Origin of the sequence: Glutamicibacter sp. AOP38-B1-38 (assembly GCF_052377485.1) — a bacterium.
Lineage (GTDB): Bacteria > Actinomycetota > Actinomycetes > Actinomycetales > Micrococcaceae > Glutamicibacter.
The window spans coordinates 182,540-195,763 of the sequence record NZ_JBQSWU010000002.1 but is presented as its reverse complement, the minus strand read 5'-3'; the positions used below and the strand labels follow the sequence as shown (position 1 = coordinate 195,763).

Genomic DNA, 13,224 nt, shown 5'->3' with positions numbered 1-13,224 from the left:
CAAAGGAAAATAACTCGTGGCACTAACCCTGTACCGCAATGGATCCATCTATTCCGCGGCCGATCCTTTCGCAACGGCTCTGGTCATCGACGGGGATACCGTCGCCTGGCTGGGCGGTGAAGAGGCCGCCGACCGTTATGCGGCAAAGGCCGATCGGGTGATAGATCTCCAAGGCGCCTTGGTGACCCCGGCGTTTGTGGAGTCCCATGCCCATTTGGCGGCCCTTGGCCGCAGCCTCGGGGGAGCGGACCTGACCGGCGCCGGCTCTGCCACCGAACTGCTCAGCCTGCTGGCGCAGCGTGCCAAAACCGCCGAAGATGTGGTGGTCGGCCAGGGCTGGGACGAAACCGCGTGGTCCGAGCCTTCGCTTCCGAACGAAACGGATCTGACCTCGGCCGCCGCTGGCCGGCCATATTACCTGTCCAGGCGCGACGTGCACAGCGCCCTGGTGAACCGGGAGCTGCTGGACCGCCTCGGTCTGGGCTCCATCACCTCGGGCCTGGTCCGCGGCGCCGAGCACGACGAGGTACGCCGGGCGTTGCTGACCCAAGGCCCAGCGGTGGAGCAATTCCAGCAGCTGGCCCTGGAGCACTACGCCTCGCGTGGCTTTGCCACGGTCGTGGAGATGGCCGCCCCGCAGCTCGAGGGCCGTTCGGCGCTGGACCAGCTGCTGGCCAAGGACCTCACGGTTTTGCCGCAGGTCTATGCTTACTGGGGCGAGCTGGTGGACAGCGCCGAGCAGGCCGATGAATTGATGCGCTCCTTCCCGACGGGCCGGGTGCTTGGACTTGGCGGAGACCTGAGCGTGGATGGCTCGCTAGGCAGCCGCACCGCGTACTTGCGCGAAGACTACAGCGATCAGCCCGGCCACCGCGGCCAGGCCTATCTGAGCGTCGAGCAGATCGCCGGACACCTGATTGCCTGCTCGGAGCAGGGGATCCAGGCAGCGTTCCACGTGATCGGCGATGCGGCCCTGGATCTGCTGCTCGCGGGCTTTGATGCGGCGGCGCAGCGGATCGGTGTAGCCAAGCTGCAGTCGGCGCGGCACCGCTTGGAACATGTGGAGATGGTAGATGAGCCAACTCGTGCACGGTTGCTTTCCTACTCGATCACCGTGTCCATGCAGCCGGGCTTCGACGCGCTCTGGGGCGGCCCTGAGGGCATGTACGAGCAACGCCTAGGCGAGCGCGCGGCAACGATGAACAATCTTTCTGCCATGCTCTCCAGCGGCGTTCCGTTGGTGCTTGGCTCTGACGCCCCGGTCACCGAGGTCGATGGTTGGGCCGTGGTGCGCGCGGCCATGTCCATGAGCAACCCGGAGGCACGTATTTCGGCTCGCGCCGGATTCATGGGCCAAACCCGCTCGACCTATCGTGCGATGGGGGAGCTGAACCCATTTGCCGGACAGCTGGTTATCGGCGCTCCGGCCACCTTCGCGGTGTGGAGCGCGTCCGAATTGGCGATTCAGACCCCGGATGAGCGGATTAGTTCCTGGAGTACCGATGCCCGGGCGGGAACGCCGATGCTTCCGGTGGTTGATGAAGAGATTCCGCGGTGCTTGCGAACCGTGCGTGCCGGTGCCACGATCTTCGACCGGATGGATTAGCGGAATTAGCCCTCAGCATAATCCCCTCTGCTTCAAGTTCTTCGTTATCACAAATCTAGGCTTTGACAAGTATAGATTTAGTGAAGATTGTAGTCACCATATGGTTGACAGCCGGGGTAGGGGAACGACTAGGCTGGGGGACAGCGCCTCATCGTAATGCACTGCATTGCGTTCGAAACGACGCAGTACGATAGCGATCCCCGGTGACCTTAGATAACATTTCGCACGCTTCACGTATGTGAGATTGGGCCGAAGTCACCGGGGATTGCTGTGTCTAATAGTGCTGCGGGTTTCCGGGTGACTATACTTTGAATTTGGCTTTACTCTCCGCCCTGTTCGCAGGTTGGAACTTCTGTTGTATATCTAGAAAGGTGCCGCCGCGTGCGCGTCATTACGATCATTCCGACTTATAACGAATTGGAGTCGCTCCCACTGACGGTGGGGCGTCTTCGACAGGCCGTTCCGGATTCGGATGTTTTGATCGTGGACGATAACTCCCCGGACGGCACCGGTGAACTTGCGGACAAGTTCGCGGCCGAGGACTCATCGGTCCACGTCCTTCACCGGACCGGCAAGGAAGGCCTGGGCGCCGCCTACATCGCTGGCTTCCGCTGGGCGCTGGAACGCGACTACGACGTGCTGGTGGAAATGGACGCCGATGGCTCGCATATGCCTGAGCAGCTTCCACGCCTGCTGGAGGCCAGCGCCGCCGGCGCCGACCTCGTCATTGGTTCACGCTGGGTCAAGGGCGGTGAGGTCGTCAACTGGCCGCTGCACCGCAAGCTGATCTCCCGCGGTGGCAGCTTCTACGCTCGCACGATGCTCGGCCTGCCGCTGCGCGACATTACCGCCGGATACCGCGCCTTCAAGCGCACCACCCTCGAAGCGATCGATTTCGACGCGGTAGAGTCCCGCGGCTACGGATTCCAAGTCGACATGACCTTCCGTGTGGCGATGCTGCGCAAGAAGATCGTCGAGGTTCCGGTGACTTTCGTGGAACGTGAACTTGGCGATTCGAAGATGAGCGGAAACATCGTGTTCGAAGCAATGTGGAACGTGACCCGTTGGGGACTAGGCGCACGTTGGAAGAAACTGACTTCCAAGAAGTAGCGCCAAGAGCGTAGAAAAGGGAGGCGGTTTCCAACTCATCGAGTTGGAAACCGCTTCCCTTTTCTGCAGAAGACTCGAAAACTACGCTGATTCGCCACGCGAAACGCGCAGGTGGGTCAGGCGGTCGCCCAAGATCTTCTCAAGTTCTTCCGTGCTACGACGCTCTAACAGCATGTCCCAGTGGGTACGTACCGGCTTTTCGTTCGCTGCTTCAGGGGCGTTAGCCTCGCCGTGGACCAGCTTTGCCTCTTTGCCGCTCTTGGTGAGCCAAGTGGCAGGAATTTCGGCTTCGGCTGCGAAGACGATGAAAATACCTTCGCCCTCTTCGGTACGGTACTCCACACGCTGACGGGCAGCCGGCTCCACACCTGCCTCAGATTCCATGCTCTGTGCACCCAGGCGCATGCCTCGTAGGCTGCGATCGCTCATGATTTCCCTCCGCGGTGTTTTAAAGAATTCGCTACACGTACCAACGATTGGTCTCACTAAATAATTCCCAGGGAATATTCGCGACACCAAAACATCCATTATACGCGTCGATGGCGGGGTACGTCATGCGCACCCCGCCATCGAACTGATGATATTCACCCTACATGCTCTGAAATTAGATTCCGGAGTTGTTTTTTGGCGATTCTACCGGTCCTTCGCCCGGGTTCTGGCTGTTGCTGAACGCACCGCCAATGCCCTTCAAGGCCTCGGTCAGCTCGCTAGGGATAACCCAGAGCGTATTGCTCGTACCCTCGGCCAGTTTTGGCAAGGTCTGCAGGTACTGGTACGCGAGCAATTCGGAATCCGGCTTACCGGCGTGAATTGCATCGAAGACCTTCTGAATAGCTTGGGACTCGCCATCAGCACGCAAGATCGATGCCTGGGCATCACCTTCGGCCTTCAGGATCGAGGACTGGCGCTGGCCTTCGGCGGTCAGGATCGAGGACTGCTTGACGCCTTCGGCGGTCAGGATCGCCGCACGGCGATCTCGATCCGCGCGCATCTGCTTCTCCATCGAATCCTGGATCGAGATGGGTGGATCGATGGCCTTCAGCTCGACGCGCGAGACACGAATGCCCCATTTGCCGGTAGCTTCGTCCAAGACACCGCGCAGCTGGCCGTTAATCTGGTCGCGGCTGGTCAGAGCCTCTTCCAGGTTCAAGCCACCGACGACGTTACGAAGCGTGGTGGTGGTGAGCTGCTCTACCGCCTGAATATAATTCGCGATTTCGTAGGTGGCGGCGCGTGGTTCGGTGATCTGGTAGTAGATCACGGTATCGATCGAAACCACGAGGTTGTCTTCGGTAATCACCGGCTGCGGTGGGAAGGAAACAACCTGCTCACGCAGATCAAGCATCGGCAGGAGTCGATCCACGAATGGGATCAGTAGCGTCAGCCCCGGGTTGAGGGTTCGATTGTATTTGCCGAGACGTTCCACAATGCCTGCGCGTGCTTGCGGCACGATACGAACACTGCGCAACAGAACGACGATCACGAAGATCGCCAGGACGACAAGTACAATCGTCGTGCCAAATCCATTTTGCATGGTGTGTACTCTCTTTCCTAGTGCGTAGTAATAGAGGTGTTAAGCCGTGATGAGATTAAGCTTCGTCTTTCGGTGCGGGGGTGAGGTACGCAGTAGCGCCCTGGATGCGGCTGACTACCGCATAGGAACCCGGAGACATGGTTGCTGCATTCGCTTCGGCTCGGGCAGTCCAGATTTCACCGGCAATTTTTGCAGATCCGGATAGACGTGACGTCGGTTCCAGAATCAGCGCATCCTGTCCGATCAAGCGTTCAATATTCGTTCGGAAGCCCTCGGGAGATTTCTTCAGATGTTTAATGGCAACCGGCCTGACCAAGAAGATCATCAACAGCGACATTAAACAGAACACGACAACTTGCAACCAGATAGGTCCGTCGAAAAGCGCTACGGCGACACCGCCCAACGCGCCCACGCCAAGCATGACGAAGTAAAGATCCAACGAGATCATTTCGATTATGGCCAACAGCAGGAATAGCGCGAGCCAAATGACCCAGGCATTGCTGATAATCCATTCTGCCGTTGTCATGGCATCCACCTTTGTTCAAAAGAGCAAGGGCCAATTGCGAGTGGCCTTTGCTCCATTCTGCCGTAAGGCGACAAGAAAAGCGGTAGTCATTTTGGGGTATTTTCTAGCCTTCGCGGACGAATATATGTACTCCAAAGGATGCGTTGACTCTTTGCGCGCCGAGGGATTCGGTCTTAGCGCGTAAATCCTCGGGGGAGAGATGATGTCCTGCCGGCCCCATGAAGGCCAAGTTGAACAGGTCGATGGTCTGCAGATCCATGGCATAGGTCAAGTTTGTCGACTGTTGATGCCGCAACCCCGCGGCACGGAACTTTTCGATCAACGAAACCTCCTTGTTTTCTGCGATCCCAAGCATTCCCAAAGACTCACGGATCTCTTGCAGATGGTCCTGCGCCGCGGTGACGACCAAGCAAACACCGTTTTCGCGTAGGACACGATGAAACTCTGCTGGATTATGTGGGGCAAAGCAGTTCAGGACCACGTCCCGCGATTGATCTGCCGACGGTAAGCGACGCCAGACGTCCCACACCATGGCCAGTGTATGCGGCAGTTTCGCCGCCCGACGCATGGCATAGCGTGAAATGTCCAAGGCCAGCGCGTCGATCTCGGTTGCGTATGCCGAAGCGATCATTTCACCCAGGTAGTAGCCAGTTCCGGCGCCGGCGTCGAGCACCTCAAGCTTGCTCTCAGAATGGTGTCCGGCAATGGAAGCACTGAGCTCCTTCGCCAAGGGTGCGTAGTGCCCTTGGTTCTGGAAGTCTTCGCGGGCGTTGACCATCGGACCAGTATCTTCGATGAAGTTTGTCCCGCGGCCGGTTAAGAAGTTGAAATACCCTTGCCTAGCCGCATCAAAACGGTGTCCGTCCGGGCAGTGCAGGCTGCGTCGCGGCTCGGTGGATAGGACCAGTGGCTGATCACAGACCGGGCACAGAACCGTGGTGCTTTTCGACATTAGAAATTCAGCTCTTCTCGGGCCTGGCCCAGATCAAGTCCTGGATAGCGGTAGAGTTCGGCCTCGCCAACGAGCGAACGAGTGAGCGCCTTGTCGATGTAGACGGTGCCAGCTAGATGATCCGTTTCATGCTGCACAATTCGTGCCTGCCAACCGGAGAATTCGCGGGTGAACATTGCTCCCTCGCGGTTGCTGTAACTGGCGCTGATCTCGGCAGGACGGTGAACTACAGCCTGGAATCCTTCGAAAGACAGGCAGCCTTCATAGAAGACCGCCTCGCGCACACCAACTGCACGATAGCTTGGATTGAAGATTTCTAGGTATTCCAAGGGAGTGCGTTCGCGTAGCGCAGCAGATTCCTCGTCAATCGGGTACAAGTCTTCGAGCACCGCAATCTGCAGCGGGATGCCGATCTGTGGCGCGGCGAGCCCCACCCCGGGAGCGGCGTACATGGTCGCTCGCATGACCGCCAGCAGCTCGTCGAGCAGCGCTGCGGGGAGCTGGCCCTCGTAGTGCTGAGCTTGTTGTCGCAGCACCGGGTGTCCTAGCTGCACAATCGGGACTACTTGATCCTTGGACTCTGCCAAGATCCCCACCACCAGATCGGTGAGGTCTTTGGCATCTAGAACTTTGCGGTCATTCACTGGGTGATCCGATCAGTCGCTTCTTCTGAATATTGCAATTGCGCCAAACGCGACTCGAGCCGGGCGCGTTCTGTGTCGTGCAGCCTGTGTCCCAGATGTTCTAATCGATCTTGGGTGTAAAGGTGCACCTCCAGGTCCCGGTCATAGAACACGTCTATGAGGTTGGCGAAACGCCGTTCCTCGTCCATTGGCATGGCCTGGCTTGAGGGTACCGAGGTGATGTGCCAGCAGCTGAATCGGGAGGCGAGGGCGAGGTAGTCCGCGGTATTCCGGCGGGTGCGGCAGAGCTGGTCAAAAGAAATTTCAATGGTTGCTCCGCGGTATCTAGCGGGGCCGATTTTGTCGTAGCCAACCTCAATGTGCACATCAAAATCTGATTCGTCAATAGGGGAGTACCCCGGGTTGAGAGTGCCAGCGCGGTAGCCTTCGCGACGCATTCCAGCCGGTGCCGCTAGCGTGCGGTAATCCACGGCAGCATCCAGCTCGAAGACATCAAAAGTTGAACGAATTAACTCGATGGTGGGCTCCGCGAGATGGTGGAAGTACTCGTCATCCAGAAGCTTCTCTGGCTCGTAGTTCGAGGTCGTAACCAGGAAGATTTCATGTTCTTGGCAGTAGCTGACGAGTTTGGCCATGAACATGGCATCACCTGGTTCAACGCAATGGAACTCATCGAACAGCAATATTTTGATGCCGGTCAGTTCACGCTCCAACCCCTGTGCAAAAACCGAGCCAAGGCTCCGCTTCTCGGCATGCTCGCCTGGCTGGTTAATCGCCCGGAAGAACTCATGGAAGTAGTAGCGCGCTGTGACGGTCGGATCCAGATCCGCGCAGAAAGCGTCTAGCAGCATCGATTTGCCACGTCCCGGCGGACCATAAACGTAGACGCCACGTGTGGCTTGAGCCGACGGGTTTGCAAGCTTTTGACTCAGCAGTTGGACGAGATCTCGCTGACGCTGATCGAGGCTGAAGCCCTGACGTTGCAGAGCCGAAAATACACGCCGCCTACGTTGCGCGACTCGACGGGTGCGCAGCAATCTAGCAGGCAGAAGTGAAGGCATGACTAAATCTTCCCATTAGCTCTAGCGACTGCCAATTTTCTTCACGCTGTCGTCAGCGACCACGAGGGACCAAGCAGGTAAGGTGGCCTTGACAGAAATTCGACAATGAGTGCAATGCACCATGTCAGCAAGCTATTTACAGTAATTTAAGCTTCAAGTATTATCAGGGGAGTGGCTCGCTCATTCGACGCGCCTATGATCAAGGCAATCATAAAGTCATGACTTGGCTATCGCTTTATTCGTTCTCGTGACCATAATGGTTGCACCGAGGCCTCTTTGTGCGGCGAGTCGCTGGCATCACAAACTCCGGCCAAGCGCCTAGTCGAGGAGTGAGGATCATGACCAGTGAATACGCTGGGTTGCCAACACGCGAGGACATCATATCCAATGATCTGCTCGACATGTCCATGACGATCCTCAAGACCTTGTCGGATCCAGCCAGGCTGCAAATGCTTTGGGCGCTGACCAAGGCAGAGCATTCCTTATCGGAGCTTTCGCAATTCGTTGGAGTCAGCCCAACTGTTGCTGGCCAGCTGCTTGCGAGGCTTCGGACCACCGGAGTGCTGCAGACGCGCAAATCCGGTCGGCACGTCATCTACTCGATGCAAGACGAGCGACTCAAGAAATTCATCGGGCAGACATTGGACTTCGCCGAATACCGACTTCGCATCAGCAATGAAGACGAGCCGACCATCTAGGCGGCGCCGAGCCACGGCGGTGCATTGCCCGAATCAATCCTGCGCCAAGCAGCTAGTAATCAACCCTACTCAACTCTTGCCTATAGAGCCGATAATCTACATTATGTAAAGTAGCGGAAATCTGGCACTCCCCATGGCGGTCTTGCTCATGGCATTTGCCCCGGCTAATTGCAGTTGGGGGCATTCTAATTTCTGTCTCATTTTAGTTGAGGCAGATCCAGTTCAATATGGGCGGATAATTCTCTCCGGACGGCAAGGATATCGGTTTCACGGATGTGGGAATCGATTGCCAAATAGCGACTGTTGGCAACTGTTTTTAGAAGCAAGGCATATCGATGGCGGAACTCGTTTCTGCGGAAGCAAAATGCGCCAGCTCACGCGGAGTCAGGCTGAATGGAATGAGCGAATTAAGCGCACTTAGTTCGAGCCGATAGTCTATAGGCAGAGATAATCTCGAAGTTGTTCTCCCCCACCACTCAAGGACTGAAATCAGCCCATGTCTCCAAGCGCCCTCTATCGCACCGTTGCCAGAGCCGAAGCCGTCACCTGGACTATGCTCATTGTCGCAATGATCTTAAAATACGGGGTAAAGGTTGGCGATTGGCCCGTTTCCATTGCCGGTTTTATCCATGGGTTTGTCTTCCTGTCCTACGTTGTCATGTCGGTTCTCGTAGGCATGAACCAGCGCTGGAGCAAACGTCTCATTATCGGCGCCGCGGCTACCTCGATCATTCCGTACCTCACTATCCCCTTTGATAAGTGGCTGGAGAACAAGGGAAAGCTCGTTGGCGCATGGCGCACAACCGCGAGCAACCATCCTGATGACAGGAAATGGACCGATGCAGCCATGCGTTGGATGGTGGGCCGTCCGGTGCTGACCGGAGCGATCCTGTTGCTTGCGGTAGTCGGGATTTTCTCGACCATGCTGGTCCTTGGCCCCCCGGGCGGACGCGGTTAGTACCCTGAAATAAACCATGGATTAGTCGGCCATGCTGCCGAATGCATTTAGGTGCGAGGTTGTTTTGCTACACCCGCGACAACCACTAGCCCCGAACACTTGGAAGCGTTCTACCAAACGCAGGTCAATCAGGTCGATGTCCGGGATCGGCTACGCGCTCCCCCGACTCGGTTCAGATGACTCAGAACCTTCCAGACGGAATTAGTCCTAGTGGTGCTTAGACTATTAGGCATGGATCGGGCCCGCGACGATCCAAGAAGATTACGCTAGAATCCTGATCAGCCAGACCTCGACGTGGAACGCAGCAACACAGCTGATCCGGCACCCGGGAGATCCGTAGCCATCAGTCAATCGATGGCTACGGCTAGGAACCAGCGATATTGCAGCTCTGTACGCAACCCGAATTTCCAGCTGTCTACCAACTAGGGCACAATCCCCTGCCTTCCCAAATGAAGAGGACCACCATGTCAACTAAACTACCGACAGTAATCATCACCGGTGGGACCGGCGGCATGGGGATAGCAACGGCCAGGCTCATGGGGCGCGACCACCGAATCGTACTGGCAGACCTCGACCAGACGCGCCTCGATGATGCAGTGCGCGAGCTGGATATGGCCGGAATCGAGGCAACGGGCATAGTGTGCGATATTGCCGACAAAGCGTCCGTCGAGCACCTTTTCCAGTTCGCGGTCTCTGCCGGAAGCCACGTTCGCGCGGTGGTCCACGCCGCTGGCATCAGTCCGCAAATGGGTACGGCTGAACGCATCGCCCGCATAAATGCAACTGGCACAGTCAACATTGCGCAGGCGTTTCTCTCCAGGGCGGCCGCCGGTGACGCACTGGTCAATGTGGCATCAACCGCCGGGCATAGCATTCCCAAGCTGCTGATTCCGTCGCGTGCTTTCCGACGCGCCGAGCAACAGCCCGACGTCTTTGAGCAAGCGATAGTTAAGCGAGCGAGGCTCGTCGGCCCAAAGCTGAAAGCTGGTCTGGCCTACGCGATCAGCAAGAACTTCGTCCACTGGTACAGCCGTTTCGTTGCGGCGCGGTTCGGCGAGTTGGGAGCACGGGTCGTTTCAGTCTCCCCGGGGAGCTTCGACACCGCAATGGGGCGTCTGGAGGAGAACCACGGGGCCGGCGACCTCATCAAGTCGGCAGCAATCAAGCGATTCGGCAAGCCCGAGGAAGTCGCGGCTGTTATCGCGTTCTGCGCCAGTGAAGCACCTGGCTACCTGACCGGGATCGATATTCTGGTCGATGGCGGCACCAAGGCCGGACAAGAGTTCGCAACGACACAGAAGAAGGCAGGCTGAGAGGAATAGCGCTTTCTGCTTGTTGCCCACGGCGAACGCCCGTCCCAAGTCCAGACGTGCTTCCCTGCTGAACGGGGCGCGGGCTACTAGCCTCCGGTCCCGGCCTTCTTACTTGCAGAAACCGCCGACATGGCAGCGATTCAACAGCCCGGCACCGATCGGTAAACGAAATGTGGGGCGCGGCACCCCTCGATCGCGAGGCGCCGCCACCGAGCGCGGAGCTTCACAAACAACCGCATCGTCTTCAGTTCCCTCACCAATGATCTGCCTTCCGCAGCGAATCGCTGCCGCCAGCAAGTCCCTGTTCAGCTACGCATTACCAGGGCCGGTTGGTCACGCGCTGTTTCTCCGGATTCTACGGCGGTCCCTGGAATTCCGGCAGGAGTAGCATTGGCGGTGTGCCGGGAAGCCTGCTCGCCAGGTGGTCCCGTCGGGAAGGAACTAGCCATGCGCGTCTTGATCATGTCGTTCGGTACTCGCGGCGACATCCAGCCCTATGCCGCCCTGGCCGGTGAGCTGGCACGTTCCGGGCACGACGTCACCTTTGCAGTCCCCGAGCGGTTCGCGGATCTGGTACCGCAGGGCGGAGCCGGAAGCGTCACGCACTACCCCTGCGGTTCCGAGATGCTGCGTCTGCTGCGCGAGGTCTTGCCCGAGCTGCGCGGTCCGCGCGACGCGCTGAAGACCCTGGGAATCATGACCTCCGCGATGCGCGAGCTGAACTCGGAATGCTGGGCTGCCGCGCAGTCCTTGCGCCCGGACATCGTGGTGTACCACCCCAAGTGCTTGGCCGGGCAGCACATCGCGCAGGCGCTGGGTGTGCCCGGCGTGCTTTCCCTCCCGCTCCCGTTTTTCACCCCGACGCGTGCGCATCCGGTGCCTTTCCTCGGCGGCGCCTCCTTCGGGGCGTGGGGTAACCGTGCGACTTTTGAATTCAGGCGGATGACTGGGATCCTCTACGGCGCCATGATCAATGATTTCCGGCGCGAGGTCGGTCTGGGCCGCGTTGCACGCCTCGCGGACCCGCTCAAGAATCCCGACGGGAGCCCGGTCCACGTCCTGTACCCATACAGCAAACACGTGCTGCCAATCCCCCGCGACTACCCATCCTCGGCCCACGTCACTGGATACTGGTTCCTGGATCAAGGTGATGACTCCAATTGGGAGCCACCGGCACGGCTGGTGGACTTTCTCGCGAATGGATCCCCTCCGGTGTATGTCGGGTTCGGTTCCATGGGCTTTGGCAAGGGGGCAAACGAACGCCGGCAGGCGATTTTGGCCGCGCTGCGGATTAACGGTTTGCGCGGGATCGTTGCGACCGGGTGGGGCGGGATCACCGCGGGCGAGTCCGGGACGGACGATGTCCTCGTCATGGAGGGCGCTGCCCACCAATGGCTCTTCCCGCGCGTCTCGGCGGTAGTGCACCACGGCGGTGCCGGCTCGACAGCGGCCGGGCTGCGGTCGGGGCGGCCGACACTAGTTGTCCCGTTCCTTGGAGACCAGCCGTTCTGGGGCGCGCGATTGCACGCGCTGGGGGTCGGGCCGGCTCCGCTACCGGCCAGGAACTTGGTTACCGGCCTGAACGATCGTCTCGGCGACCTTGTCCGCACGGACTCCTACGCGATCCGCGCCGCCGGGCTAGGCGCGGCAATTCGAGCCGAAGACGGCCTCGGCGTCGGCGTGCAGGTGCTGGAGCAGATCGTCGACGGGTTTGCGCGTTGAGCCAAATTCGGCTGGCGTGGAGCCGAGTGCTCACCTAGTTCCGGACAGGATTTGTCTGCCGGAGAATTTTCGGAACCAAACGTATGAGTATCAACATGCACAGCAGTTCTACCAGCGTCTGGGTGACCACAACCGTGGGTGCCAGTTCGTATTTTGCCGGCAAGGCCAGAGCCAAGGGCAAAACGACTAACGAGTTTCGGGTGATTCCGCTGAAGACCAATGCGCGACCCGCAGCAACATCGGAATTCGATAATTTGGCGACAAGCGTTCCGGCGGCAGCCATGATGATCGCGAAAGCCACAAATATCGGCAGGACACGTAGCACTTGCTGCAGCTCCGTCGCCACGAGGGCGATCTGCGATCCTACGACCGCGGCAAGAGTCGCCATCATGAGAGGCACCATTAACCACTGGGCGGCCGAGATAAGGGTACCGGCTTGGGGTGATCGTTGGGCTAAAAACCTGGTCAGCGTAGCCGCAACCAGAGGGAGAACGATGAGCCCCAGAAAGGCGCCCAGAAACTTTCCTGGCGCGAACAGTTCCACTGCTTTTGGGCCCATTACCAAGAAGATAAACGCTGGTATCAGAAGCATCTGCAATATCATCAGCAACGGTGTTGCGGCCAGCAGCCGATGGCCTGCTCCCCCGGCAATGTTCGTGAACACAATGACATAGTCCACGCAGGGAGCCAACAGCACCAGCAGGACGCCAACCAGGAGTGCCTGATCGTTTTGCACGAAGCGCGATAGGCCAAAGACGACGAGGGGAACCAAGAGGAAATTCACGAGTACCAGCGCACCGAGAAACTTCAGGTCTTTGAACGCAGAGCCGAGTTTTCCTAGCGGCAAGGCCAAGAACGTGGCATAAAGCAAGAGCCCAATCAGTGGATTGATCGTGATTTCCAGAACGGGTTTGCCCGCGGGCAACCACAGTCCGAGCAGGCAGCCGCCGAGTATCGCAGCTAAATAGAGAACAATCTGGTGCCGTTCCATCCAAACTTCACCAGGCCAGCTTCTCATGCCTCTCAGTCTAACGATCTGCGGAGCCCGCCAGCAGCGCAGCGCTTTTGTGGCGAAGGCGACGGGGCTCGATGCTGATCGG

The 13,224-nt window shown here is 58.5% G+C and carries 13 protein-coding genes; 6 read left to right on the top strand and 7 right to left on the bottom strand.

Annotated features, from left to right (window positions below; translation table 11 throughout):
- Positions 1 to 16: 16 nt before the first annotated feature.
- Together ACT3TP_RS02070 and ACT3TP_RS02065 are read left to right on the top strand one after the other, a co-directional pair.
- Complete coding sequence (locus tag ACT3TP_RS02070) at positions 17 to 1,606, top strand: amidohydrolase (protein ID WP_444619021.1); 1,590 nt, start codon at positions 17 to 19, stop codon at positions 1,604 to 1,606.
- Positions 1,607 to 1,987: 381 nt separating this feature from the next.
- Complete coding sequence (locus ACT3TP_RS02065) at positions 1,988 to 2,716, top strand: polyprenol monophosphomannose synthase (protein ID WP_096284450.1); 729 nt, start codon at positions 1,988 to 1,990, stop codon at positions 2,714 to 2,716.
- Positions 2,717 to 2,797: 81 nt separating this feature from the next.
- Here the strand turns inward: ACT3TP_RS02065 and ACT3TP_RS02060 are convergent, their stop codons facing one another.
- The 6 genes from ACT3TP_RS02060 to zapE all read right to left on the bottom strand — a co-directional run bounded on the left by ACT3TP_RS02060 (position 2,798) and on the right by zapE (position 7,433).
- Entirely contained in the window at positions 2,798 to 3,145 is a 348-nt protein-coding gene (locus ACT3TP_RS02060) for an RNA polymerase-binding protein RbpA (RefSeq protein ID WP_096284452.1), read from the bottom strand.
- A 175-nt stretch (positions 3,146 to 3,320) separates the two neighbouring features.
- Positions 3,321 to 4,250, bottom strand: coding sequence for an SPFH domain-containing protein (locus tag ACT3TP_RS02055; RefSeq protein WP_255248366.1), 930 nt, complete (start codon positions 4,248 to 4,250; stop codon positions 3,321 to 3,323).
- A 55-nt stretch (positions 4,251 to 4,305) separates the two neighbouring features.
- On the bottom strand, positions 4,306 to 4,776 hold the full coding sequence (locus tag ACT3TP_RS02050; RefSeq protein ID WP_096284454.1) for an NfeD family protein: 471 nt from the start codon (positions 4,774 to 4,776) through the stop codon (positions 4,306 to 4,308).
- Between the two features lie 103 nt (positions 4,777 to 4,879).
- Entirely contained in the window at positions 4,880 to 5,728 is an 849-nt protein-coding gene (locus ACT3TP_RS02045; RefSeq protein ID WP_096284456.1) for a putative RNA methyltransferase, read from the bottom strand.
- Entirely contained in the window at positions 5,728 to 6,372 is a 645-nt protein-coding gene (locus ACT3TP_RS02040; RefSeq protein ID WP_096284458.1) for a peptide deformylase, read from the bottom strand. Before ACT3TP_RS02040 ends, ACT3TP_RS02045 begins: the two co-directional genes overlap by 1 nt.
- Entirely contained in the window at positions 6,369 to 7,433 is a 1,065-nt protein-coding gene (gene zapE / locus ACT3TP_RS02035; RefSeq protein ID WP_444619018.1) for a cell division protein ZapE, read from the bottom strand. Before zapE ends, ACT3TP_RS02040 begins: the two co-directional genes overlap by 4 nt.
- A gap of 338 nt (positions 7,434 to 7,771) precedes the next feature.
- Here zapE and ACT3TP_RS02030 point away from each other — a divergent pair, with 338 nt between their 5' ends.
- The 4 genes from ACT3TP_RS02030 (at position 7,772) to ACT3TP_RS02015 (ending at position 12,124) form a co-directional block, all read left to right on the top strand.
- Positions 7,772 to 8,131: an ArsR/SmtB family transcription factor gene (locus ACT3TP_RS02030; protein WP_444619016.1), complete on the top strand. Its 360-nt coding sequence runs from the start codon at positions 7,772 to 7,774 to the stop codon at positions 8,129 to 8,131.
- 496 nt (positions 8,132 to 8,627) lie between these two features.
- Positions 8,628 to 9,089 (top strand): DUF3817 domain-containing protein, encoded by a 462-nt coding sequence (locus ACT3TP_RS02025; protein WP_444619014.1) that lies wholly within the window; start codon positions 8,628 to 8,630, stop codon positions 9,087 to 9,089.
- Between the two features lie 464 nt (positions 9,090 to 9,553).
- Entirely contained in the window at positions 9,554 to 10,402 is an 849-nt protein-coding gene (locus tag ACT3TP_RS02020) for an SDR family NAD(P)-dependent oxidoreductase (RefSeq protein ID WP_444619012.1), read from the top strand.
- A 447-nt stretch (positions 10,403 to 10,849) separates the two neighbouring features.
- On the top strand, positions 10,850 to 12,124 hold the full coding sequence (locus tag ACT3TP_RS02015) for a glycosyltransferase (RefSeq protein ID WP_096284468.1): 1,275 nt from the start codon (positions 10,850 to 10,852) through the stop codon (positions 12,122 to 12,124).
- Between the two features lie 34 nt (positions 12,125 to 12,158).
- Here ACT3TP_RS02015 and ACT3TP_RS02010 read toward each other — a convergent pair whose 3' ends face one another.
- The gene (locus tag ACT3TP_RS02010) at positions 12,159 to 13,142 is read right to left on the bottom strand and encodes an arsenic resistance protein (RefSeq protein WP_096284470.1); all 984 of its coding nucleotides are present in this window, start codon (positions 13,140 to 13,142) and stop codon (positions 12,159 to 12,161) included.
- Positions 13,143 to 13,224: the final 82 nt, after the last annotated feature.